The organism is Curtobacterium sp. TXMA1 (assembly GCF_020162095.1).
GTDB lineage: Bacteria > Actinomycetota > Actinomycetes > Actinomycetales > Microbacteriaceae > Curtobacterium.
Genome location: NZ_CP083910.1, coordinates 1,129,178 through 1,152,354 on the forward strand (window position 1 = coordinate 1,129,178; position 23,177 = coordinate 1,152,354).

A 23,177-nucleotide genomic window follows, 5' to 3' on the forward strand; every position below is an offset into this window, starting at 1 on the left:
TCAGTAGGCTCTCCTGCGATGAACCAGCCAGTGCCGTTGCCGCTCGAGGCCCAGGACACGTCCTTCCTGACGTCCGGTGGTGCCTTCGTCCGTCGATCCGTGCTGCCGTCCGGTGTCCGCGTCCTGACCGAATCGGTCCCGGGGGCGAGCTCGACCAGCCTCGGCTTCTGGGTCGGCGTCGGCTCCCGCGACGAGCGCGAGGGGCAGTTCGGGTCCACGCACTTCCTCGAGCACCTGCTGTTCAAGGGCACCGCACGTCGGAGCGCACTCGACATCGCCATCGCCTTCGACTCCGTGGGCGGTGAGCACAACGCCGCGACCGCCAAGGAGTACACCTGCTACTACGCCCGCGTCCGGGACACCGACGTCCCGATGGCGGTCGAGGTGATCGGCGACATGGTCACCGGCTCGGTGCTCGACGAGGACGCCTTCGCCGTCGAGCGCGGCGTCATCCTCGAGGAACTCGCGATGGCCGCTGACGACCCCGCGGACGTCGCGGGCGAGGCCTTCTTCGCCGCCGCCTTCGACGGACACCCCCTCGGCCGTCCGATCGGGGGGACCCCGGAGAGCATCCGCGCGGTCGGCCGTGACCAGGTCCTCGACCACTACCGCGAGCACTACGCACCGAACGGCATCGTCGTCACCGCCGCGGGAGCGGTGGACCACGACCGCTTCCGCGAGCTCGTCGAGCGGGTCTTCCGCGACGCGCCGAAGGCCTCGCCGCTCGCCCGACGCACGCCGCAGACGGTGGCCGACCCGGCCGTCCCGCGCCTGGCGGTCGCGCACCGTCCGACCGAGCAGGTCAGCATGCTCCGCGGCTCGCAGGGCCTCGACCTGCGCGACGACCGCCGTCCGGTCCTCAGCGTGCTGAACGCCGTCCTGGGCGGCGGCATGAGCTCGCGCCTCTTCCAGGAGGTCCGCGAGCGCCGCGGCCTCGCCTACGCCGTGTCGTCCTTCGCTCCGGCCTACCTCGACAACGGCGCGTTCGGCGTCTACGCGGGCTGCGCCCCGGACAACGTCGCGGGCGTCGTCGAGATCATCGACGCCGAGTTCGCGCGCATGGTCGACGACGGCATCACGGAGGACGAACTCCGCCGCGCCAAGGGGCAGATCGAGGGCGCCCTGACGCTCTCGCTCGAGGACTCCGACGCCCGGATGACCCGACTCGGCCGCTCCGAGCTCGGCACCGGGGAGTTCACCGACCTCGGCACCGCGCTGCAGCGGGTCGACCGGGTCACCGCCGGCGACGTGCTCGACCTGGCGCGCGACCTGCTGACCCGCCCCACCATCACCTCGGTGGTCGGTGCCGTGCAGCGGGACGAGCTCGCAGCGGCCCTCGGCGTCGAGGGGTGACGGACGTGTCGCACTACCTGTACCTCGTCCGGCACGGTGAGCACCAGGACGCCGAGCACGGCCTCCGCGACGGCAAGCTGTCCGAGCGCGGCAAGCGCCAGGCGGTGCTCGTCGCCGACCGGCTCGGCGGGGTGCCCTTCGACGGCGTGTACCACTCGCCGCTCGACGCCGCGAGCGAGACCGCCGCGTACCTCGCGCAGCGCCTGCCGTCGATCCAGCCCGAGCCCTCGACGCTGCTCTTCGACTGCATCCCGTCCGGTCCGACTCCGGACATGCCGCACGCCTACCAGGGCTGGTACGGCGGCGTGACCGAGGAGGAGATCGTCGCGGGTCAGGCCCAGATGGGCGACGCCGTGGCCGAGTTCTTCACGCCCGCGCGGGAGGACCGCCACGACCTGCTCATCACGCACAACGCCGTGATCGGCTGGTTCGTGCGCGAGGCATTCCAGGCCCCGGAGTGGCGCTGGATGGGCACGAACGTGGCGCACACCGCACTGACGATCATCCGCATCCGGTCGGCCAAGCCGGCCGAGGTGGTCACCCTCAACGACCTGGCCCACCTGCCGGTGGAGCTCCGCACGGGGCTGCCGGTCGACCAGCCCGTCTAGCGACCGGCCGACGGCCGCGGGACGGCGACGACCGGGAGGCGCGACCTCGGTCAGCGCACCGGCAGGCGGTACCAGGCGGTCGCGTTCGGGTTGTCGTTGAACGCCGCGACGCGCTGGTAGCCGCGGCTCCGGTACATCGCCCCCGCGGCGACGAGCGAGTCGTTGGTGTCGAGGACGACGCTCGTCGCACCGAGGTCCCGCGCTGCCCGTTCGAGCGCGTCCATCACCGCGGTCGCCACGCCCCGCCCGCGGCCGTCGGGGGAGACGTAGACGTGCTTCACCTCGAACCACACGTCGTCGTCGACGGCCTGCGGGGTCCGGATCCGCCGCAGGCCGCCGCACCCGACCGGGACGGTTGCGTCGCCGTCCGTCTCGTACGCCACGACGAAGACCCCGTCCGGCGCCGTGAACTCGACGGCCGGGGTGCGCTTCCGCGAGTACGAGCCCTGCGCGCTCGGGAACGTCGCCTCGCGCTCGTCGAGGTAGGCGTCGAGCAGTGCGTCGACCTCGGGCGCGTCGGCGGGCACGGACCTGACCTGGAGCGGCATGCGTCGATCCTAGGATGGAGCCATGGTCACTCCCGTCGCCGTCGTCGGCGCCACCGGTCGTCTCGGGGGTCTCGTGGCCTCCGTCGTGGAGTCGCTCGACGGCTTCGAGCTCGTCGCCTCGCTGTCCTCGCGGGACGCCGTGCACGAGGCACCGCCGTCGGTGTTCGGGGGAGCGGCCGTCGTGGTCGACGTCACCGTCCCCGCCCTCAGCCCCGCGATCGTCGAGCACGCGCTGGCCAGCGGCGCGAACGTCCTGGTCGGGACCTCGGGCTGGTCGCTCGACCGCCTCGCGAAGCTCCGCGCCGGACTCGAGGCACGACCGGACCAGGGCGCCCTGGTCGTCCCGAACTTCTCGATCGGCTCGGTGCTCGCGACGCACCTCGCCACGATCGCCGCGCCGTGGTTCCCGTCCGTCGAGATCGTCGAGACCCACCACGCGGGCAAGATCGACAGCCCGTCGGGCACCGCCGTCCGGACCGCCGAGCTCATCGCCGACGCCCGGCGCGAGGTCGGCCCCGTGGACGCCCCGCACGTCGACCAGCGCGCCCGTGGGCAGCAGGTCGCGAGCGTGCCGATCCACTCGCTCCGCCTGCCCGGCGTCAAGGCCGTGCAGGACGTGCTGCTCAGCGGCCCCGGCGAGACCGTCACGATCCGCCACGACACGAACGACGACGTGGCGTACGTCGCCGGCATCCGCGCCGCCCTGTCCGCCGTGGTCGACGCCCGCGGCCTGACCGTCGGCCTCGGCAGCGTCCTCGGCATCGGACAGCCGTGACCTCGACCTGGCGGTCCCTCCGCTCCCCGTTCTGGGGCGCGGCACTGATGACCCTGCTGCTCGCGCTCTACATCGGGCTCGTCGGGCAGCGTGCGGTCGCGTTCGTGCAGACCGGCCAGCCGATCGGCATCGGCATCGGCGTCGCGCTGTTCGTCGTCGCCGCGATCGGTGCGCTGCTGCTCGTGCTCGAGGTCCGCTTCGGCGTGCGCATCACCCGGCTCGGTGCGCGGCTCGAACAGGAGGGCGCGACCCCCGACGAGGTCGTCCCGGTCCGCCCGTCCGGTCGGCCGACCCGCGAGGCGGCCGACGAGCTGTTCCCGCGGTACCGGGACGCCGTCGAGGCCGACCCCGAGGACTGGCGCGGCTGGTACCGGCTCGGCGTCGTCTACGACGCCGCAGGCGACCGCAAGCGGGCGCGAGCGGCGATGCGGACCGCACTGGCGAAGGCTGCGGCGACCCGGTGACGGACGGGAGGCCCGTGGCGGTGTCGCCACGGGCCTCCCGTCCGTCGTGTGGTCCGGGTCGGGCCGTCGGGCCGTCGGGCCGGGACGTCAACTCGGGCCGTCTGGCCGCGCCGTCGGGTCAGAAGGCGGCGTCGACCGCGTCCTCGGCGGTCGCGTGCCGGAACCGGTAGCCGGACTCGGTGAGCTTCCGCGGCACCATGCGCTGGCTGGAGAGCAGCATCTCGTCGGCGGCCTCGCGGAGCAGCGTGCGCAGGGCGAACGCCGGGATGCTGAACAGGTAGGGGCGGTGCAGGTCCTCGGCGACGCGGCGGGTGATGCGGTTCGACACCGCGGCCTCCGGGCCGGCCAGGTTCACCGGACCGCGCACGTCGGCGGCGTCCGGGCTGGTGGCGAGGTGCACGATCGCGCCGACCTCGTCCTCGAGCGCGATCCACGGCCAGAACTGCCCGCCGGTGCCGAGCTTGCCGCCGAGGCCCGCCTTCGTGAGCGGCACGAGGGGTGCGAGCGCGCCGCCGCCCTGGCCGACCACGATGCCGGTGCGGAGCAGGACGACGCGGACACCCTCGGGTGCGGCGGTCGCAGCCGCCTCCCACTTCGTGCAGACGTCGGCGAGGAAGCCCCTGCCCGCATCGGCGTCGTCGTCGAGGACGTCCACGGGACGGTCGCCGTACACGCCCGAGGCCGACCCGGACAGGAAGAGCGCCGGCGGCGCCGCGGCGTGGCGCATCGCCTCGACGAGGGTCTCCGTCGCCTGGACCCGCGAGTCGAGGATCTCGCGCTTGTACGACTCGGTCCACGGCAGCTTGCCGATGTTCGCCCCGGCGAGGTTGATCACGACGTCGGCACCGTCGAGCACCGCCGGGTCGAGCGGGCGGGTGCCGGGGGACCAGCGGAACGCGCTCGCGGTGCGGGGTTCGCTGCGGGTGAGCGTGGTGACGTGGTGCCCGGCCTCGCGCAGGGCGTGGACGAGGGGGTCCCGATGAAGCCGGACGCACCGGCGACGAGGATCGAGAGCGGCTGGGTCGACATGGGGGCCACGGTACTCAGCGCGCTCCGCGTTCTCCTTGTGGACGTAGGCTCTCCGTGTGAGCGAGACCGTGCAGCCCGACCCCACCGTCCCCACCCCGGCAGTGCCCACTCCCTACGAGGACCTGTTGCGCCGGGTGCTCGAGGAGGGCACGCCGAAGGGCGACCGCACCGGCACCGGAACGCGCAGCATCTTCGGCGCGCAGCTCCGCTACGACCTGTCGCAGGGCTTCCCGCTCGTCACGACCAAGCGCGTGCACTTCAAGTCGGTGGCGTACGAGCTGCTCTGGTTCCTGCGCGGCGACGGCAACGCCCGCTGGCTGCAGGAGCACGGCGTCCGCATCTGGAACGAGTGGGCGGACGAGGACGGCGACCTCGGCCCGGTGTACGGCGTGCAGTGGCGCTCGTGGCCGACCCCGTCCGGCGAGCACGTCGACCAGATCGCGCAGGTCATCGAGCAGATCCGCACGAACCCCGACTCGCGGCGTCTGATCGTGTCGGCGTGGAACGTCGCCGACGTGCCGGAGATGGCGCTCGCCCCGTGCCACGCGTTCTTCCAGTTCTACGTCGTCGACGGCAAGCTGTCGTGCCAGCTGTACCAGCGGAGCGCGGACATGTTCCTCGGCGTGCCGTTCAACATCGCCTCGTACGCGCTGCTCACCCACATGATCGCTGCGCAGACCGGGCTCGAGGTCGGCGACTTCGTGTGGACCGGCGGCGACTGCCACGTGTACGACAACCACGTCGAGCAGGTCCGCGAGCAGCTGTCCCGCACGGCGTACCCGTACCCGACGCTCGAGATCGCCCCGCGCGACTCGATCGACGACTACGTCTACGAGGACCTCACCGTCGTCGGGTACGAGCACCACCCGGCGATCGCGGCCGCGGTCGCGGTCTGATGGGCTCCGACACCTCCGACGCCGCGTGGGCCGAGCCCGTCCGCGGGGTCGGCATGGTCTGGGCGCGCACGGCGGCCGGGGTCATCGGCGCCGACGGGGGCATCCCGTGGCACGTGCCGGAGGACCTCGCGCACTTCCGACAGGTCACCGGCGACGGCGTCGTCGTGATGGGCCGGCGCACCTGGGACTCGTTGCCGCCGCGGTTCCGGCCGCTGCCCGGACGGCGGAACGTCGTGCTGACGCGGGACGCCTCGTGGTCGGCCGAGGGCGCCGAGGTCGTGCACGACCTGGCGACGGCACTCGACACCGACGAACCCGTGTGGGTGATCGGCGGGGGAGCGGTCTACGCCGACGCGCTGCCCTTCGCGGACCGGGTCTCGGAGACGATCGTCGACCTCGAGGTGCCGGGCGACACCCGCGCGCCGGCGCTCGACGACGCGTGGGAGCTCGTCGACGAGGGCCCGTGGCAGGAGTCCCGCGTCGACGGTACCCGCTACCGCTTCCTGGAGTGGCGCCGCCGCGCGTAGCGAGCGCCGCAGGCCGCACGCGGCGCGACGCAGCCGCCGGTGCGACGTGCTCGCGCACAACCGGAAGCACGTCGCGCCACGCGATTCCGCGGCGCGACGTGCCTCCGGTCGTGCGGCGCGCCAGCCGGTCGCGACCACGCGCCGACGGCGAGCCGCCCGGCGGAGGTGCACCGCGCCTCCCGTCCGAGCGACCGACGCGAGCCGCGCACCGTCCGTGGGCCGCACGCCGTCCGCGAGCCGCGCACCGTCCGACCGGACGGCGGTCCCCGCGCGCATCCCCGGTACGCTGGAGGGCGTGTCCCCGCGTGAGAATCCCTTCGGTCAGGTCCTCGTCGCCCTCGTGACGCCGTTCACGGCCGACGGCGAGGTCGACTGGCCCGGCGTCGAGCAGCACATCGACGACTGCATCACCGCCGGCGCCGACGGCATCGTCGTCACCGGGACGACCGGCGAGACGAGCACCCTGACCGACCCCGAGAAGCTGCGGCTCGTCGAGGTCGGCAAGTCCGTCGCCGCGGGCCGCGCGAAGATCATCACGGGCGGCGGGTCGAACGAGACCGCGCACGCCATCCACCTGTACAAGCAGAGCGAGAAGGCTGGCGCCGACGGCGTGATGATCGTCACGCCGTACTACAACAAGCCGACGCAGGCGGGCGTCCTCACGCACTTCCGGATGATCGCCGACGCCACCGACCTGCCGGTGATCCTGTACGACATCCCGGGTCGCACGGGCATCCCGATCACGTACGAGACCATCGTGCGGGCGTCGCACCACCCGAACATCCTCGCGGTGAAGGACGCCAAGGGCGACTTCGCCGAGGTCTCACGGGTGCTCAACAACACCGACCTCATGTACTTCTCGGGCGACGACACGAACGTGCTCCCGCACCTGTCGATCGGCGCGACCGGCCTCATCGGCGTGACGGCGAACATCACGAGCACCCCGTACCGCACCATCGTCGACGCCGTGAACCGCGGCGACCTGGCGACCGCGACCGCCGAGCACAAGCGCGTCGAGCCGCTCGTCCGCGCGATCATGACGCACGTCCCCGGCACGGTCGCGGCCAAGTACGTCCTGCACGGGCTCGGCCGCATCGGCAGCCCGCGCGTCCGGCTCCCGCTCGTCGGCCCCGAGGACACCGAGGCCTACGCCATCGAGACCTCACTCGAAGCGGTCCGGGACATCCCCGGCGCCGACTTCTCGAACTTCCGCCCGGACCGCAACGCGGCGGCCGGCGGCGCACTGCCGAAGGTGCCAGGCACCACACGTTAGGAAGACCGCGGCGCCGGAGCGCGTCGCACGACAGTCAGGACCGAATGCCCACCCAGATCTCCACACCGCAGCCGCTCGAACCCGGCACCCTCCGCGTCATCCCCGTCGGGGGCCTCGGCGAGATCGGTCGCAACATGACCGTCTACGAGTTCGACGGCAAGCTGCTGATCGTCGACGCCGGCGTACTCTTCCCCGAGGAGCACCAGCCGGGCGTCGACCTCATCCTCCCCGACTTCGGGCCGATCCGGGACCGCCTCGACGACGTCCTCGGTGTCGTGCTCACGCACGGGCACGAGGACCACATCGGCGCCGTCCCGTACCTGCTCAAGCTCAAGGCCGACATCCCCCTGATCGGCTCGACGCTGACCCTCGCGCTCGTCGAGGCGAAGCTCAAGGAGCACCGGATCAAGCCCTACACGCTCGTCGTGCAGGAGGACCAGACCGAGCAGCTCGGCCCGTTCCACCTCGAGTTCGTCGCCGTGAACCACTCGATCCCGGACGCCCTCGCCGTCGCCATCACGACGCCGGCCGGTCGTGTCCTGCACACGGGCGACTTCAAGATGGACCAGCTCCCGTTGGACGACCGGATCACGGACCTCCGTGCCTTCGCCCGTTTGGGCGAGCAGGGCGTCGACCTGTTCCTGCCGGACTCGACGAACGCCGACGTGCCGGGGTTCACCGCCCCCGAGCGCGACATCGGACCGGTGCTCGAGAACGTCATCTCGCGCGCCCGCAAGAAGGTCGTCGTCGCGAGCTTCTCCTCGCACGTGCACCGCGTGCAGCAGGTCCTCGACGCCGCCGCCGCGACCAACCGCAAGGTCGCGTTCATGGGCCGGTCGATGATCCGCAACATGAACATCGCCGCCGAGCTCGGCTACCTGCGGGTGCCGGACGACGTGCTCATCGACACGAAGAAGGCGAAGAACGTCCCCGACGACCAGATCGTCTACATGTCGACCGGCTCGCAGGGTGAGCCGATGGCCGTCCTGGCGCGCATGGCGAACCTCGAGCACCAGATCGAGATCGGCGAGGGCGACACCGTCATCCTCGCCTCGAGCCTGATCCCGGGCAACGAGAACGCCGTCTACCGCGTGATCGACGGCCTGACGAAGCTCGGCGCGAAGGTCGTGCACAAGGGCAACGCCAAGGTGCACGTCTCCGGGCACGCGTCCGCCGGCGAGCTCCTGTACTGCTACAACATCCTGCGTCCGCGGAACGTGCTGCCCGTGCACGGCGAGCACCGCCACCTGTACGCGAACGCCGACCTGGCGATCCAGACGGGTGTCCCGCCGCGCAACGTCATCCTCGGGCAGGACGGGATCGTCGTCGACCTCAAGGACGGCGTCGCGAGCGTCGCCGGACAGCTCGACATCGGGTACGTCTACGTCGACGGCTCGACCGTCGGTGAGATCACCGACGCCGACCTCAAGGACCGCCGCGTCCTGGCCGAGGAGGGCTTCATCTCGATCTTCTGCGCCGTCGACTTCACGACCGGCCAGTGCGTGGTCGGGCCGGAGATCCAGTCGCGCGGCTTCGCCGAGGACGACTCCGTCTTCGACGACGTCCGCCCGCAGATCGCCAAGGCGATCGCCGAGGCCGCGGCGAACGGCACGCGCGATGCGCACGCCTTCAGCCAGGTCGTCCGCCGGACCGTCGGCCGCTGGGTCAACACCAAGCACCGTCGTCGTCCGATGATCGTCCCGGTGGTCATCGAGGCGTAGGCACCAGCGCGGCAACCGGCCGGGAGGCACGGCGAGCGTTCCCCGGGAACGCTCGCCGTGCCTCCCGGCCGTTCCCGTCCCGTGGTGACGTCGTGATCACCGGGACCGGTCCGGCGGTCCGCCGGGACCGGTCTGGCGGTCCGCCGGGACCGGCCGGGACCGGCCGGAACCGGCCGGGCGGCCACCCTGCGTCATCCCTCAGGCTGATGCTCGCTCGGTATGTCAGCCAATACCGTCCGAGGGTGACCGTCCTGCGTCGCTGGGTGTGGCCCGGCCTGAAGTTCCTCGTCTTCGCCGCCATCGCGGTGTCGCTCGTCCGCCTCGCCTTCTTCGCGGCGCAGCCCGACGAGGCCGAGACGCTGCCGACGGCGCAGCTCGAGGACCCGACCGTCACCGTGGAGACGGGCGACGTCGTCAACGACGTCGAGGCGACCGGGACGATCGAGTCCGTCGCCTCGACACCGGTGCGGTCGACCGCCGAGGGCACGGTGAACAAGGTGTTCGTGACGAACGGCACGCACGTCGAGCAGGGCGCGCCGATCATCGACCTGCGGGTCGAGACGCCGGCGACGGGGACGACCGAGGACGGTGAGCCGCTCCCCGCGGTCGTGACGTTCGCGACCGTCGTCGCGTCGTCGTCGGGCACGGTCTCCGGCCTCGACCTCGTGGCGAAGCAGCCCGTCGCGATCGGGGACACCGTCGCGCGCGTCGCTCCCGAGGCGTACCGCGTGACCGCAACGCTCAAGGCCGCGCAGCTCTACCGGTTGACCTCGCGCCCGTCGGAGGCGACCGTGACGATCACGGACGGGCCGGCGCCGTTCACCTGCACGAACCTGTCGCTCAGCTCCGCGGCCCCCGCCTCCGACTCCGCCTCGAGCAGCGCGTCCGGCGCGGGATCCGACGGCACGGACGGCGGCTCGGCGTCGGGCGGTGGCGCGACGCAACTGCGCTGCGACGTCCCCGGGGACGTCACGGTCTTCCCCGGGCTCGAGGTCACGGTCGCCGTGTCGGCGGGCTCGGCCCAGGGCGTGCTCACGCTGCCGACCACCGCGGTGCAGGGAACCGCGCAGCGCGGCGTCGTCACCGTGGTCGACGACGAGGGGAAGCGCTCCGAGCGCCAGGTCACCCTCGGCCTGAACGACGGCGAGCACGTCGAGATCGAGGACGGACTGACCGAGGGAGACACCGTCCTGCAGTTCGTCCCGGGCAAGGAGGCGCAGCCCGACGACGGGTCCGCCGAGGACGGCACGGTGGTGGGCGGATGAGCCTCGTGCGCGTCCGCGACCTGCGGAAGTCCGTCGCCCTGCCGGACGGCTCGACGCTCGAGATCCTCCGCGGGGTCGACCTCGACGTCGAGGCGGACAGCCGTGTCGCGATCGTCGGCCGCTCGGGTTCGGGCAAGTCGACGCTCCTCAACGTCCTCGGTCTCCTCGACACCCCCACCGAGGGACTGCACGAGTTCGACGGGCAGGACCTCGGCCGCGCCGGATCCGTCCGACGCGACCGCGTGCGGGGAGCGGACGTCGGCTTCGTGTTCCAGCAGTTCAACCTGCTGCAGGGCCGGACCGCCCTCGAGAACGTCGAGGTCCCCCTGCTCTACGCGACCGGCCGCGCGTTCTGGTCGCGGCGTCGGCTCGCCCTCGCGATGCTCGACCGTGTGGGGTTGGCCGACCGGGCCGACACCCAGCCGCACCGGCTCTCCGGCGGGGAGCAGCAGCGGGTCGCGATCGCCCGGGCGCTCGTCCGCTCGCCGCGGCTCATCCTGGCCGACGAGCCGACCGGGGCGCTCGACGTCGACACCGGCCGGGTGGTGATGGAGCTCCTCGAGACCGTCGCGGCCGAGACGGGTGCGGCCCTCGTCACGATCACGCACGACGCGGCGGTCGCGGCGCGCGCGGACGTCGTGCACCGCATCGACCACGGACTCGTCGTCGACCCGGCGGCCGTGGCGACCGGGGTGGTGGCGGCGTGAACCGGCTGCTCACCACGGTCGTCGGGACGGTCGTCGAGTCGTGGCAGGAACTCCGGGTGCACCGCGGCAGGGTCGTGCTCAGCCTGGTCGGCGTGACCATCGCGGTCGCGTCGCTCGCGGTCGTCGTCGGCTTCGGGGCGCTCGCGGAACGGGTGACGGCGGCGTTCAACGAGCAGTACGGCGGCCGACCGGCGACGTACCAGGTCACCGGGTCCTCGTCCGCCGCTGGTGACGGCACCGGCGCAGCAGCGGCCGCGGACGCCGACGCGCTCGACCGGGAGCTCCGCGCCGGGGCCGAGCGCTACCGCGTCCGCTTCGCCACCGAGGCCTCCTTCACCCAGCGCCCGGTGCAGTTCCCGGACGGGGTCACCCTGGCGCAGGGCGTCACCGTCGACCCCGCGTACGCCGAGATGCACCGCGTGCGGATCGACGACGGCTCGTGGTTCACCGAGGACGACCGGGAGCGCCTCGCGCCGGCGCTCGTCGTCAACCAGGCGTTCCTGGACCGCCTGGGCAGCCCGGACGTCGTCACCCACCCGGTCGTGCGCCTGCCGGGGACGCCGGACGTGACCGCCGTCGTGATCGGCCGGTACGCGTCATCGGAGTACGACACCGAGCCGATGTTCTACCAGCTCGCCGACTCCGTCGCGACGGCGAACGCCGTGGCCTCGCCCGACGACGGGTCGCAGCGGCTCTTCGAGGTCTGGGTGCCCGAGCACGACGGCAAGGCGGTGGCGCAGCGGATCGCCTCGGATGCGGAGCGTGCCCTCGGTCCCGGGTGGACCGTGGACGCGACGCGCTCCGACGCGGCCGGCTCGGTCGACGGCGACCCGCTCGGGGCACTGCGGTGGGTGATCGCGGGCGTCGCGGTCCTGGTCCTCGTGCTCGGTGGCCTCGGACTCCTCAACGTGTCGCTCGTGAGCGTGCGCCAGCGGATCCGCGAGATCGGCATCCGTCGCGGCGTGGGTGCGACCGCCGGACGGATCTTCGTGGCCGTGCTGCTCGAGAACGTGCTCGGGACGCTCGTCGCCGGTGGTGTCGGCGTGATGATCGGCGCGGCGGTGCTCGGCAACGGGACGGTCCGCGGGCTGATCACGAACGGGGTCGACGTCGGGGGAGCGCCCTTCCCGGTCGAGGCAGCGCTGATCGGGGTCGGTTCGGCGCTGCTCGTCGGGGCGCTCGCCGGGTTCCTGCCGGCGATCGTGGCGGTGCGGGTAAAGGTCATCGACGCGATCCGGTACTGAGCAGGCGGGCGCCGGGTCGCGGCGGGGCATCCACGGAATGTCCCGAGCGGGGATTAGGCTCCGTCGCATGGCCGGAGGCACCAAGTCGACCACGCGCTCGCGCGCGTCCACGTCGTCCCGCGGGAGCGGGTCGCGCGGCACGTCGCGCACGCAGGCCACCACGAAGAAGCTGCCGCAGGCCGCACCCACGCCGGTGTTCCGCGAGCAGAACCCGGTCGTGACCGCCTGGCTCGCGATGGCGCACGGCGTCGGCGCACTGTTCCGCCTGCTCGGCAAGGAGACCCTCGCCAAGGACGAACGCCGCGACGGCTTCCCGTTCCTGCTCTTCGTCCTCGCGCTCGCGGGCGGGGTCGTCGAGTGGCTCAACCCCACGAACCCGGTGTCCGTCACGCTCGACGCCTACACGTTCGGCGGTCTGTTCGGGCGGCTGGCGGTCGCACTCCCCGTCATCATGATCGTGTTCGCCGGCTGGCTCTTCCGGCACCCCGCGTCGGTGCACGACAACACCCGGATCGGCATCGGCCTCGGACTGATGCTCGTGTCCATCGCATCGCTCTGCCACGTGTTCGGCGGGCAGCCGAGCGCGTCCGACGGCATGGTCGCCCTGGCTGCCGCGGGCGGTGTCCTCGGTTGGGTCGTGATCAGCTGGCTCGTCGCGGTCGCCACGGTGTGGGTCGCGGTACCGGTCGCGGTGGTGCTGCTCGTGCTGTCGCTCTTCATCATCACGAAGACCCCGCCGAACAAGACCGGTCGTCGCCTGCACGAGCTCTACGCGTACCTGTTCGGGGCACCGGCCCCGGCGGCCGAGGACGACGTCGCCGCCGAGGCCGCCGCCCCGCCGGCCGCGCCGCGGGCACGCACGTCCAAGCGCCGCACGAAGGACCAGACCGACTTCCCGCTCTTCGAGGACCTCGGGTTCGAGGACGAGCAGCGCGCGGACGACGGCGACGCGGCCGAGAGCACCGTCCCGTGGTGGCGGCGGAACAAGTCCGGACGAGAAGAAGACCCGGCGTACGACAGCCCCGTGCTGCCTGCGTCGGCGACCCAGGCGGCTCCGGGTGCTCCCGCGGCGAGCCCGAACGCCGGCGCAGCCGCCGGGCTCGTGGACCACACACCCGCCGTGCCGGCGTCGGTCAACCTCAACGACTCGGTCGAGCACGACGACGTGCACGGCGAGCAGCAGGTCGAGCAGGACCTCGCCGTGGCCGAGCAGGCCCTCCGCGACTTCGGCACCCCGGTGCCGGAGCAGCCCGAGGCCGTCGCACGTCCGGACGCTCGTCCCGACGCCGGGGTGTCACCGGTCGTCTCGCCGACCGCGCCCGAGCCCGAGGCCGCGTCCGAGTCCGCCGGCGACGGCCTGCCCGCCGCCACCGCCGCGGACGAGGACCCCTCGGCCCCGTACCGGCTGCCCGCGGCGACCACCCTCAGCGCAGGTACCCCGTCGGTCGCCCGCAGCCAGGCGAACGACGACATCGTCGCGGCGATCACCGGCGTGCTCACCGAGTTCAAGGTGGACGCGAAGGTCACCGGCTTCTCCCGCGGACCGACCGTCACGCGGTACGAGATCGAGCTCGGCCCCGGCGTCAAGGTCGAGCGGGTCACCGCGCTGTCGAAGAACCTGTCGTACGCCGTCGCGTCGAACGAGGTCCGCATCCTGTCGCCGATCCCCGGCAAGAGCGCGATCGGCGTCGAGATCCCGAACACGGACCGCGAGATCGTCTCCCTCGGCGACGTCCTGCGCTCCGGCGCGGCCACCAAGTCGAAGCACCCGATGACCATCGGTGTCGGCAAGGACGTCGAGGGCGGGTTCGTCGTCGCCAACCTGGCGAAGATGCCGCACCTGCTCGTCGCGGGCTCCACGGGCTCCGGCAAGTCGGTCTTCATCAACTCGATGATCACCTCGCTGCTCATGCGCGCGAAGCCGTCCGAGGTCCGCATGGTCCTCGTCGACCCGAAGCGCGTCGAGCTGTCGATCTACGCCGGGGTCCCGCACCTCATCACGCCCATCATCACGAACCCCAAGAAGGCCGCCGAAGCGCTGCAGTGGGTCGTGAAGGAGATGGACATGCGGTACGACGACCTGGCGTCGTTCGGCTTCCGGCACGTCGACGACTTCAACAAGGCGGTGCAGAACGACGAGATCGTCCTGCCCGCCGGCAGCGAGCGGAAGCTCAAGCCGTACCCGTACCTGCTCGTCGTCGTCGACGAGCTCGCGGACCTCATGCTCGTCGCCCCGCGCGACGTCGAGGAGTCGATCGTCCGCATCACCCAGCTCGCCCGTGCCGCCGGCATCCACCTCGTGCTCGCCACGCAGCGTCCGTCGGTCGACGTCATCACCGGTCTCATCAAGGCCAACGTCCCGTCGCGCGTCGCCTTCGCGGTGACGAGCGTCACGGACTCCCGCGTCATCCTCGACCAACCGGGCGCGGACAAGCTCATCGGTCAGGGCGACGGGCTCTTCCTGCCGATGGGGTCGTCGAAGGCCGTCCGGGTGCAGGGTGCGTGGGTGCAGGAGAGCGAGGTCGCCGAGGTCGTCGCGCACGTCACGCGCCAGGCCCGGCCCGAGTACCGGCAGGACGTCCAGGCGGTGGTCGAGCGCAAGGAGATCGACGCCGACATCGGCGACGACCTCGAACTGCTGCTCGCCGCCGTCGAGCAGGTCGTCTCGACCCAGTTCGGCTCGACGTCGATGCTGCAGCGCAAGCTCCGCGTCGGCTTCGCCAAGGCGGGTCGCCTGATGGACCTCATGGAGTCGCGGGACATCGTCGGTCCGTCCGAGGGCTCGAAGGCCCGCGACGTGCTCGTCACGCCCGACCAGCTCCCCGGCGTGCTCGCGAAGCTCCGCGGTGAGGAACCGCCGGCCGACGCCGCATCGCCGTCCCGGCCAGGAGGCCCTGCACCCGCCGACGGGACCGGTCCGGCTCCGACCGCGGTCGGCTCCGGGGCTCCTGCCGCACCCGCGGCGTCCGGCTCGGGCGGGCAGGACGACGACCGGTACGGCGCCGACCCGGTGGCGGACATGACCCGCGGGTACCCTGAGGTCGAGGACGACGGACCGGACGAGGACGCGTGGGGACTGACGGGCAGGGAGTGAGCGACGTGACCAGCTCGGAGACCACACACGGGGCACGGTTCCCGTGGCGCGGACGGCTGCTGCGCAAGGGCGACGGCCCGGCATCGACCGCCAACGTCGCCAACGTCATCACCGTGGTGCGCATCCTCATGGCACCGCTGTTCTTCGTGATGCTGCTCGCCGACGGCGGCCAGGACACCTCGCTGCGTGTCTGGGCAGCCGTGGTGTTCGTCGTGGCGATCGTGACGGACAGCGCGGACGGCATCATCGCCCGTCGCCAGAACCTGGTGACGGACTTCGGCAAGCTCGTCGACCCGATCGCGGACAAGGTCCTGATCGGCGGTGCCCTCGTGGCGCTGTCGATCCTGGGGGAGCTGCCGTGGATCGTGACCGTGCTGATCATGCTCCGCGAGATCGGCATCACCGTCTTCCGCTTCGCCGTGCTGTCCGACCGGGTGATCCCGGCCAGCCGCGGCGGCAAGATCAAGACCGTGCTGCAAGCCGTCGCGATCACACTCGCGCTCTTCCCGTGGTGGAACGTCGTCGGTGACCTGGCGCACTGGGTGAACGGCATCCTGATGACGGCGGCACTCCTGGCGACGGTGCTCAGCGGCGCGGACTACCTGTGGCAGGCATGGAAGCACAACCGCAGCGCAGCGTGACGCCCGCTGGCCCCGACCCGGCGAGGTCGTCCTCCGTCGAGGAGCTCGCACAGCGGGTCGTGCACACCCTCACCGCCCGGGGGGAGACGGTCGCGGTGGCCGAGTCGCTGACCGGCGGACTCGTGGTGTCGACCCTCGTCGGCGTCCCGGGCGCGAGCGCCGTGGTGCACGGCGGGGTCGTCGCGTACGCCACCCCTGTCAAGGCGTCCGTGCTCGGGGTGGACGCCGACCTGCTCGCCGCGAACGGCGCCGTGGACCCCGAGGTCGCCCGCCAGATGGCCACGGGCGTCCGGACCGCGCTGGCGGTCGACGGTCGCCCCGCCACGTGGGGGATCAGCACGACCGGTGTCGCCGGACCGGACCCGCAGGACGGCAAGCCGGTGGGGACCGTCTTCGTCGGCATCGCGTCCGCGGAGCGCAGCGTGGCCGCGGAGCTGCACCTCGAGGGGGACCGGGCAGCAATCCGGTCCGCCACCGTCTCCGAACTCCTGACACGGATGACGATCGAGATCGACAGCGGGGAATAGCCCCTGTTGCCACTGGGTTACATCCCACGCAATCTCCAGCAGAGCGGCAGCCGACGTGGTTAGCATGCTGCGAACGGCAACGCTACTGTTGCTGAACCCGACCCCGGTCACCCGGACCAGGCGGGCGCGGAGACGACAGAGAGGAGGAGTCCCCATGGTTCTCGTTCGTCAGGAGATCGGCGATGTCCTGCGAGACTTCCGCTTGCAGAAGGGCCGGACCCTCCGTCAGGTCGCGTCCAAGGCCAGTGTGGCGCTCGGGTACCTGAGCGAGGTGGAGCGCGGCCAGAAGGAAGCCAGCTCCGAGATCCTCGCTTCGGTGGCCGACGCCCTCGACACCCCGATCTCGACCATCATGCGCGAGGTCGGCGACCGTCTCGCAGTCGTCGAAGGACTCACCCCGGTCCCCGACACGCTGCCCGACGAGCTCGTCGCCGAGTTCGACAACGACCTCGCGGTGCGCTGACGCACCACCCCTCGAACGCCCTCGCCGGACTCCGGCGGGGGCGTTCGTCGTTACGCTGGTCTGATGCGCGTGAGTGAGTTCTGGCGAGCCGTCGACCAGGTGTTCGGCGAGGCCTACGGAGCCGTGGTGGCCCGCGACGTCGTGCTCGAGGAGCTCGGTGGGCGATCGGCGGCGGACGCGATCGACGCCGGCATCGACGCGCGGCGGGTCTGGGAGGCCCTGTGCGACTCGCAGGACGTGCCGCTCGACAAGCGGCACGGCAAGGGCCTGGCGGAGCCGCGCGACTGAGATCCTCGTCCGAAACTGTGTTCGGCGTGTTGCTCGAACGCGTGTTCGATCGGTGCTAGGTTCCTGCACAACGGCGCTGTCCCGGATCCTCGTCCACAGATCGCGCGGCTGCAGGCAGTGATGTCGGTGGCCCGCCCTAGGTTCGAGGTCATCGGGAACAGCCCGAAGCCTTGTCGCCGAACACCAGCCCTGCACCACCGGCTGGGGTGGACGCGACAGCCTACAGGCGGCCGACACCGAGCACGAAGGAGCACCCCATGCCATCACCCGCAGACCGCGAGAAGGCCCTCGAGACCGCACTCGCCCAGATCGACCGGCAGTTCGGCAAGGGGACGGTCATGCGTCTCGGCTCGGACGAGCGCGCACCGGTCGCCACCATCCCGACCGGGTCCGTCGCACTCGACGTCGCACTCGGCATCGGCGGGCTCCCGCGGGGTCGCATCATCGAGATCTACGGGCCGGAGTCGTCGGGTAAGACGACGCTGACCCTGCACGCCATCGCCAACGCCCAGCGTGCCGGCGGCATCGCGGCGTTCATCGACGCGGAGCACGCACTCGACCCCGAGTACGCGAAGAAGCTCGGCGTCGACATCGACGCGCTGCTCGTCTCGCAGCCCGACACCGGTGAGCAGGCGCTCGAGATCGCCGACATGCTCGTCCGCTCGGGCTCGATCGACCTGATCATCGTCGACTCGGTCGCCGCCCTGGTGCCCCGCGCCGAGATCGAGGGCGAGATGGGTGACTCGCACGTGGGTCTCCAGGCGCGCCTCATGTCCCAGGCCCTGCGCAAGCTCGCCGGTGGGCTGAACCAGACGCAGACCACGATGATCTTCATCAACCAGCTGCGCGAGAAGATCGGCGTGTTCTTCGGCAGCCCGGAGACCACCGCCGGTGGTAAGGCGCTGAAGTTCTACGCGTCGGTGCGCCTCGACATCCGTCGCATCGAGACGCTGAAGAGCGGGACCGACGCCGTCGGCAACCGCACCCGCGTCAAGGTCGTCAAGAACAAGATGGCGCCGCCCTTCAAGCAGGCCGAGTTCGACATCCTGTACGGCACGGGCATCTCGCGAGAGGGCTCGCTGCTGGACTTCGGTGTCGACCACGGCATCGTGAAGAAGTCAGGTGCCTGGTACACCTACGACGGGGACCAGCTCGGGCAGGGCAAGGAGAACTCGCGGTCCTTCCTGATCCAGAACCCGGACATCGCGGCCGAGATCGAGGGCAAGATCCTCGCCAAGCTCGGCGTCGGTGGCGCCAAGGCCGACGCGGCTCCGGTCGAGTCGATCGCACCGAAGCTGGCGGAGCGCAAGGGCGCGTGACCGGCGCTGACGACCACGACGGGGGCCTCGCTCCGGTCACCGACCTGTTCGGTGCGCGGTCCCGTCGTGGTCGACGCACGACGCCGGCGGACCGGGATCCGGATCCGATCGGCCCGGACGCCGTCACCGAGCCTGACGTGGCAGGGGATCGGTCCCGACCGTCCGACGACGACTGGGCGCCCGACTCGATGCTGCTCGGTGACGACGAGCGGCGCTTCGGGCCCGTGCCCACCCGTGCTCCGGCAGAGGACGACAGCCCCGCAGCGATCCCGCTCCGCGGGCAGCAGCCCGACGCCGAGTGGGTGTCCCCGGTGGTCGGCGACGGTTCGGGCCGGAGCGCCCGTGCCGAGCAGCGCGGGTACGACGACGACACCGCGGACGCCGCGACGGCTTCCGTCTTCGCCATCGCGAGCGGTGACGAGATCGACCCGGCCGACGCCCCGCGACCGCTCGACGAGCAGCGCGCCGACGCCGAGCGCGTCAGCATGCGGGCGCTCGGTCGCAAGGGGGTCAGCGAGTCCGAGATGCGGCAGCTGTTGACGAAGCAGGACCTCGACACCGAGGTCGTGGAGCACGAGGTCGCCCGGTTGGTGCGGGTGGGTCTGCTCGACGACGTGGCCCTCGCGACCGACCTGGTCGACCGGCTGCACGAGCGCAAGGGCCTCGGCCGTCAGGGCGTGGTCGCCGAACTGCGGCGGCGCGGGATCGACCAGGCCGCGATCGACGCCGCGCTCGAGGCTTCGGCGGACGACGCAGACGACGAGTTCGTCCGCGCGAACGAACTCGCCGAGAAGCGCGCACGACAGCTCCGCGGCCTCGACCGTGTGACTGCCGAACGGCGCCTCAGCGGCTTCCTGATGCGCAAGGGCTACGGCGCGGGCGTCGTCCGCGTCGCCGTGGAACGGGCGCTCGACGGGCCGCCGCGTCGCTCGCCGTCGGGCGGCGGGACCGTCCGGTTCGAGTAGCGGGGCGCCACGCGCACCGTGCCGTTCGAGCATCGGCCCGGGGCCCATGCCGCGCGGTCCTGCGTCCCGACCAGGCGTCTGCTCAGACGCTCTCGTGGGGGCCGCGGTCGACCTACACTGGGACGATCATGGCCACCGTCGAAGACCGCCCCAGAACCTACGAGGTCCGCACCCACGGGTGTCAGATGAACGTCCACGACTCGGAGCGCCTGAGCGGATCGCTCCAGGCCGCCGGGTACGTCGCAGCCGACGGCGGCCAGGCCGACGTGGTCGTCATCAACACCTGCGCCGTGCGCGAGAACGCGGACAACCGGCTCTACGGCAACCTCGGGCAGCTCGGGGGGATCAAGCGCGAGCACCCGGGCATGCAGATCGCCGTCGGCGGGTGCCTGGCGCAGAAGGACAAGAACGTCATCCTCGAGAAGGCACCGTGGGTGGACGTCGTGTTCGGCACGCACAACATGGGGTCACTGCCGACCCTGCTCGAGCGGGCGCGGCACAACGACGAGGCGCAGATCGAGATCCTCGAGGCGCTCGACGTCTTCCCGTCGACCCTGCCCACCAAGCGGGACTCGACGCACAGCGGCTGGGTGTCGATCTCCGTCGGGTGCAACAACACCTGCACGTTCTGCATCGTGCCGTCGCTCCGCGGCAAGGAGAAGGACCGCCGCCCCGGCGACGTCCTCGCCGAGATCCAGGCGCTCGTCGACGACGGTGCGATCGAGGTCACGCTCCTCGGGCAGAACGTCAACTCGTACGGGGTCGAGTTCGGCGACCGCCAGGCGTTCGGCAAGCTGCTCCGCGCTGCCGGGCAGATCGAGGGCCTCGAGCGCATCCGCTTCACGAGCCCGCACCCGGCCGCGTTCACCGACGACGTCATCGACGCGATGGCCGAGACGCCGAACGTGATGCCGCAGCTGCACATGCCGCTGCAGTCCGGCTCGGACCGGGTGCTCAAGGCGATGCGCCGGAGCTACCGCAGCGAGCGCTTCCTCGGCATCCTCGACCGCGTGCGGGCGAAGATCCCGCACGCGGCGATCTCGACCGACATCATCGTCGGGTTCCCCGGCGAGACCGACGAGGACTTCGAGGACACGCTGCGCGTCGTCGAGCAGTCCCGCTTCGCCTCGGCCTTCACGTTCCAGTACTCGATCCGCCCCGGCACGCCCGCTGCGACGATGCCGGACCAGCTGCCGAAGGCGGTCGTGCAGGAGCGGTACGACCGGCTCATCGCGCTGCAGGACCGCATCACCGCGGAGGAGCACGCGAAGCAGGTCGGTCGGAGCGTCGAGGTGCTCGTCGCGACCGGCGAGGGCAAGAAGGACGACAGCACGCACCGCCTGTCCGGGCGTGCCGAGGACTCGCGCCTCGTGCACTTCGCCGTGCCCGCCGGCTCCGAGGTCCCGCGTCCGGGCGACGTCGTCACGGTCGTGGTCACCCGCGCGGCCCCGCACTTCCTGATCGCCGACAACGAGGGCCCCCTGCGCATCCGGCGGACCCGCGCCGGCGACGCCTGGGACCGCGCGCAGGCCGAGAGCTGCGGCGTGCCGACGCCGTCGGCCGGTGGAGCGGGCCCGCGTCCGGTCTCGCTCGGACTGCCGAGCCTCCGTGTCGGGAACTGACCCGGCGGTCCCCGCAGCCGGGCGCGACGCCGACGCGATCCCGGACCTGATCGCGGTCGTCGGTGCGACCGGCACCGGGAAGTCCGAGGTCGGTCTCGCCGTGGCCGAACGACTGCGCGCGTCCGGTCGCCCCGCCGAGGTCGTGAACGCCGACGCCATGCAGCTCTACCGCGGCATGGACATCGGGACCGCGAAGCTCTCGGTCGAGGAACGACGGGGCATCCCGCACCACCAGCTCGACGTCCTCACCGTCACCGACGAGGCGAGCGTCGCGGCCTACCAGCGCGACGCCCGCGCCGACGTCGAACGGATCACGGCGGACGGCGGCACCGCGGTGCTCGTCGGCGGCAGCGGGCTGTACGTGTCCGCCGTCCTGTTCGACCTCGCGTTCCCGGGGACCGACCCGGAGCTCCGCGCCGAACTCGAGCGGGAGCACGCCGAGCAGGGCCCGAACGCCCTCCTCGCTCGCCTCCGCGCCCTGGACCCGGCAGCCGCGGCCGACGTCGACGCCCGCAACCCCCGTCGCCTGATCCGCGCCGTGGAGATCGCGAGCCGGTCCGAGGTCGTGACCCCGCGCCTCCCGTCCGCGCCCCGCGCGTGGCGACCCGCTCGGGTGCTGCACCTGCACCGCGAGCGCAGCGGACTCGTCGCGGCGCTGCACGCTCGGGCCGAGCGGATGTTCCGCGACGGGCTCGTGGACGAGGTGGCGGCGCTCCGGGCCGAAGGTCTCGAACAGGGACGCACCGCGCGCGCGGCGATCGGGTACTCGCAGGCGCTCGACGTGCTGCACGGCCGCGCGTCGACGGCTGAGGCGGTCGAGGCCACGGCGGTCGCGACCCGCAAGTACGCCAGGCGGCAGGTGTCGTGGTTCAAGCGGTACGACGCCGAGGTCGTTGACGTCAGCGGTGCCGACGTCGCTGGGCTGCAGGCCGAGGCCCGTAGGATCGTGCCGTGACCGAGCTGCACTTCACGAAGGGCCAGGGGACGGGCAACGACTTCGTCCTGTTCGCCGACCCGGACGCCACGGTCGACCTGACCCCCGAGCGCATCCGCGCGATCGCCGACCGACGCTTCGGTGTCGGGGCCGACGGGGTCATCCGGGCCGTGCGCTCGGACGCGCTGCCCGAGGGACGTCCGCTCGTGGCGGTCGAACCCGCGGCGACGTGGTTCATGGACTACCACAACGCCGACGGGTCGGTCGCGGAGATGTGCGGCAACGGCATCCGCGTGTTCGCCCGCTACCTGACCGAGTCCGGGCTCGTCGACCTGGCACCGGGCGAGACGCTCACGGTCGGTAGCCGCAAGGGACTCGTCGACGTGCAGCGCACCACGAACGGCTTCTCAGCAGACCTCGGGCGCTGGGGGCTCGGCATCGAGGGTGGCGGGGCGAACGACGTGACCGTCCGGGCGAAGGAGCTCGACGGCGCGCGGCCGGGGCTCGGCATCGACGTCGGCAACCCGCACGTCGTCGTGGCCGTCGCGACGGAGGACGAGCTCGCCGAGGTCGACCTGACGTACGTCCCCGTGCTCGACCCGGCTCCGGAGGCGGGCGCGAACGTCGAGTTCGTCCTGCCCGGCGACCCGCTCGTCAAGGACGGCGTGGGGGAGATCACCATGCGCGTGCACGAGCGGGGGAGCGGCGAGACGCTGTCCTGCGGCACCGGTGCGGTCGCCGCAGCGCTTGCGACGCGGTACTGGGCGGGCCCCTCGGCGCCGGACACCTGGCGGGTGCGGGTGCCGGGCGGGGTCGTCACGGTGCGGATGTTCGCGGCCGAGGACGGCGAGCACGTCGCGCTGGCCGGGCCTGCGGAGCTCGTGTTCTCAGGGGACCTGACGGTCTGACGCCGC

Annotated in this window: 23 protein-coding genes; 21 read left to right on the forward strand and 2 right to left on the reverse strand. The window is 72.1% G+C overall.

The genetic code is table 11. The features are described 5' to 3' along the window. Positions 1 to 18 precede the first annotated feature (18 nt). A complete protein-coding gene (locus LCG91_RS05345) occupies positions 19 to 1,353 on the forward strand; it encodes a M16 family metallopeptidase (RefSeq protein ID WP_058728808.1) in 1,335 nt (444 codons plus the stop codon). Between the two features lie 5 nt (positions 1,354 to 1,358). Continuing rightward, a complete protein-coding gene (locus LCG91_RS05350) occupies positions 1,359 to 1,961 on the forward strand; it encodes a histidine phosphatase family protein (protein WP_058728809.1) in 603 nt (200 codons plus the stop codon). 50 nt (positions 1,962 to 2,011) lie between these two features. Here the strand turns inward: LCG91_RS05350 and LCG91_RS05355 are convergent, their stop codons facing one another. After that, a complete protein-coding gene (locus LCG91_RS05355; protein WP_058728810.1) occupies positions 2,012 to 2,509 on the reverse strand; it encodes a GNAT family N-acetyltransferase in 498 nt (165 codons plus the stop codon). 22 nt (positions 2,510 to 2,531) lie between these two features. Here LCG91_RS05355 and dapB point away from each other — a divergent pair, with 22 nt between their 5' ends. Together dapB and LCG91_RS05365 are read left to right on the forward strand one after the other, a co-directional pair. Beyond that, on the forward strand, positions 2,532 to 3,284 hold the full coding sequence (gene dapB / locus LCG91_RS05360) for a 4-hydroxy-tetrahydrodipicolinate reductase (protein WP_058750089.1): 753 nt from the start codon (positions 2,532 to 2,534) through the stop codon (positions 3,282 to 3,284). Further along, on the forward strand, positions 3,281 to 3,748 hold the full coding sequence (locus LCG91_RS05365) for a hypothetical protein (protein WP_411955829.1): 468 nt from the start codon (positions 3,281 to 3,283) through the stop codon (positions 3,746 to 3,748). Before dapB ends, LCG91_RS05365 begins: the two co-directional genes overlap by 4 nt. A 118-nt stretch (positions 3,749 to 3,866) precedes the next feature. Here LCG91_RS05365 and LCG91_RS05370 read toward each other — a convergent pair whose 3' ends face one another. Next, positions 3,867 to 4,706 carry a TIGR01777 family oxidoreductase gene (locus LCG91_RS05370; RefSeq protein WP_411955833.1) on the reverse strand — a complete coding sequence of 280 codons (840 nt, stop codon included), beginning with the start codon at positions 4,704 to 4,706 and terminating at the stop codon, positions 3,867 to 3,869. A 127-nt stretch (positions 4,707 to 4,833) separates the two neighbouring features. Between LCG91_RS05370 and LCG91_RS05375 the strand changes: the two genes are divergently transcribed. From LCG91_RS05375 to dapF, 17 genes are all read left to right on the forward strand, one after another. Then, positions 4,834 to 5,673 carry a thymidylate synthase gene (locus LCG91_RS05375; RefSeq protein WP_318010452.1) on the forward strand — a complete coding sequence of 280 codons (840 nt, stop codon included), beginning with the start codon at positions 4,834 to 4,836 and terminating at the stop codon, positions 5,671 to 5,673. After that, entirely contained in the window at positions 5,673 to 6,200 is a 528-nt protein-coding gene (locus LCG91_RS05380) for a dihydrofolate reductase (protein ID WP_058750087.1), read from the forward strand. The genes LCG91_RS05375 and LCG91_RS05380 overlap by 1 nt, the downstream gene beginning before the upstream one ends. A 295-nt stretch (positions 6,201 to 6,495) precedes the next feature. Next, complete coding sequence (gene dapA, locus LCG91_RS05385) at positions 6,496 to 7,473, forward strand: 4-hydroxy-tetrahydrodipicolinate synthase (protein WP_058730183.1); 978 nt, start codon at positions 6,496 to 6,498, stop codon at positions 7,471 to 7,473. Between the two features lie 44 nt (positions 7,474 to 7,517). Further along, on the forward strand, positions 7,518 to 9,194 hold the full coding sequence (locus tag LCG91_RS05390) for a ribonuclease J (protein WP_058730182.1): 1,677 nt from the start codon (positions 7,518 to 7,520) through the stop codon (positions 9,192 to 9,194). A 242-nt stretch (positions 9,195 to 9,436) separates the two neighbouring features. Next, on the forward strand, positions 9,437 to 10,459 hold the full coding sequence (locus LCG91_RS05395) for an efflux RND transporter periplasmic adaptor subunit (protein ID WP_224442738.1): 1,023 nt from the start codon (positions 9,437 to 9,439) through the stop codon (positions 10,457 to 10,459). After that, positions 10,456 to 11,166: an ABC transporter ATP-binding protein gene (locus LCG91_RS05400; protein WP_224442739.1), complete on the forward strand. Its 711-nt coding sequence runs from the start codon at positions 10,456 to 10,458 to the stop codon at positions 11,164 to 11,166. The genes LCG91_RS05395 and LCG91_RS05400 overlap by 4 nt, the downstream gene beginning before the upstream one ends. Continuing rightward, positions 11,163 to 12,410, forward strand: coding sequence for an ABC transporter permease (locus LCG91_RS05405; protein WP_224442740.1), 1,248 nt, complete (start codon positions 11,163 to 11,165; stop codon positions 12,408 to 12,410). Before LCG91_RS05400 ends, LCG91_RS05405 begins: the two co-directional genes overlap by 4 nt. A 67-nt stretch (positions 12,411 to 12,477) precedes the next feature. Next, positions 12,478 to 15,504, forward strand: coding sequence for an FtsK/SpoIIIE family DNA translocase (locus LCG91_RS05410; protein ID WP_224442741.1), 3,027 nt, complete (start codon positions 12,478 to 12,480; stop codon positions 15,502 to 15,504). Continuing rightward, positions 15,501 to 16,145, forward strand: a complete 645-nt coding sequence (gene pgsA / locus LCG91_RS05415; RefSeq protein ID WP_224442742.1) for a CDP-diacylglycerol--glycerol-3-phosphate 3-phosphatidyltransferase — start codon at positions 15,501 to 15,503, stop codon at positions 16,143 to 16,145. The genes LCG91_RS05410 and pgsA overlap by 4 nt, the downstream gene beginning before the upstream one ends. Further along, a complete protein-coding gene (locus tag LCG91_RS05420) occupies positions 16,118 to 16,672 on the forward strand; it encodes a CinA family protein (protein ID WP_224442743.1) in 555 nt (184 codons plus the stop codon). Before pgsA ends, LCG91_RS05420 begins: the two co-directional genes overlap by 28 nt. A gap of 154 nt (positions 16,673 to 16,826) precedes the next feature. Beyond that, positions 16,827 to 17,135: a helix-turn-helix domain-containing protein gene (locus tag LCG91_RS05425; protein ID WP_058725115.1), complete on the forward strand. Its 309-nt coding sequence runs from the start codon at positions 16,827 to 16,829 to the stop codon at positions 17,133 to 17,135. Positions 17,136 to 17,198: 63 nt separating this feature from the next. Then, positions 17,199 to 17,423: a DUF3046 domain-containing protein gene (locus LCG91_RS05430; RefSeq protein WP_058728393.1), complete on the forward strand. Its 225-nt coding sequence runs from the start codon at positions 17,199 to 17,201 to the stop codon at positions 17,421 to 17,423. Positions 17,424 to 17,680: 257 nt separating this feature from the next. Beyond that, a complete protein-coding gene (gene recA / locus LCG91_RS05435; RefSeq protein WP_058728394.1) occupies positions 17,681 to 18,742 on the forward strand; it encodes a recombinase RecA in 1,062 nt (353 codons plus the stop codon). Positions 18,743 to 18,879: 137 nt separating this feature from the next. Then, complete coding sequence (locus LCG91_RS05440; RefSeq protein WP_224442744.1) at positions 18,880 to 19,707, forward strand: regulatory protein RecX; 828 nt, start codon at positions 18,880 to 18,882, stop codon at positions 19,705 to 19,707. A gap of 128 nt (positions 19,708 to 19,835) precedes the next feature. Next, the gene (miaB, locus tag LCG91_RS05445; RefSeq protein WP_224442745.1) at positions 19,836 to 21,329 is read left to right on the forward strand and encodes a tRNA (N6-isopentenyl adenosine(37)-C2)-methylthiotransferase MiaB; all 1,494 of its coding nucleotides are present in this window, start codon (positions 19,836 to 19,838) and stop codon (positions 21,327 to 21,329) included. Beyond that, the gene (miaA, locus tag LCG91_RS05450) at positions 21,316 to 22,284 is read left to right on the forward strand and encodes a tRNA (adenosine(37)-N6)-dimethylallyltransferase MiaA (RefSeq protein WP_224442746.1); all 969 of its coding nucleotides are present in this window, start codon (positions 21,316 to 21,318) and stop codon (positions 22,282 to 22,284) included. The genes miaB and miaA overlap by 14 nt, the downstream gene beginning before the upstream one ends. Further along, positions 22,281 to 23,171, forward strand: coding sequence for a diaminopimelate epimerase (gene dapF / locus LCG91_RS05455; RefSeq protein ID WP_058728398.1), 891 nt, complete (start codon positions 22,281 to 22,283; stop codon positions 23,169 to 23,171). The genes miaA and dapF overlap by 4 nt, the downstream gene beginning before the upstream one ends. The last annotated feature ends 6 nt before the right edge of the window (positions 23,172 to 23,177 follow it).

Bases quoted from the DNA above. Each gene is read 5' to 3' on its own strand.
- LCG91_RS05345 (WP_058728808.1), top strand. From the start codon at position 19: ATGAACCAGCCAGTGCCGTTGCCGCTCGAGGCCCAGGACACGTCCTTC.
- LCG91_RS05355 (WP_058728810.1), bottom strand. From the start codon at position 2,509: ATGCCGCTCCAGGTCAGGTCCGTGCCCGCCGACGCGCCCGAGGTCGAC.
- dapB (WP_058750089.1), top strand. From the start codon at position 2,532: ATGGTCACTCCCGTCGCCGTCGTCGGCGCCACCGGTCGTCTCGGGGGT.
- LCG91_RS05380 (WP_058750087.1), top strand. From the start codon at position 5,673: ATGGGCTCCGACACCTCCGACGCCGCGTGGGCCGAGCCCGTCCGCGGG.
- LCG91_RS05390 (WP_058730182.1), top strand. From the start codon at position 7,518: ATGCCCACCCAGATCTCCACACCGCAGCCGCTCGAACCCGGCACCCTC.
- LCG91_RS05400 (WP_224442739.1), top strand. From the start codon at position 10,456: ATGAGCCTCGTGCGCGTCCGCGACCTGCGGAAGTCCGTCGCCCTGCCG.
- LCG91_RS05410 (WP_224442741.1), top strand. From the start codon at position 12,478: ATGGCCGGAGGCACCAAGTCGACCACGCGCTCGCGCGCGTCCACGTCG.
- LCG91_RS05420 (WP_224442743.1), top strand. From the start codon at position 16,118: ATGGAAGCACAACCGCAGCGCAGCGTGACGCCCGCTGGCCCCGACCCG.
- LCG91_RS05425 (WP_058725115.1), top strand. From the start codon at position 16,827: ATGGTTCTCGTTCGTCAGGAGATCGGCGATGTCCTGCGAGACTTCCGC.
- LCG91_RS05430 (WP_058728393.1), top strand. From the start codon at position 17,199: ATGCGCGTGAGTGAGTTCTGGCGAGCCGTCGACCAGGTGTTCGGCGAG.
- recA (WP_058728394.1), top strand. From the start codon at position 17,681: ATGCCATCACCCGCAGACCGCGAGAAGGCCCTCGAGACCGCACTCGCC.
- miaB (WP_224442745.1), top strand. From the start codon at position 19,836: ATGGCCACCGTCGAAGACCGCCCCAGAACCTACGAGGTCCGCACCCAC.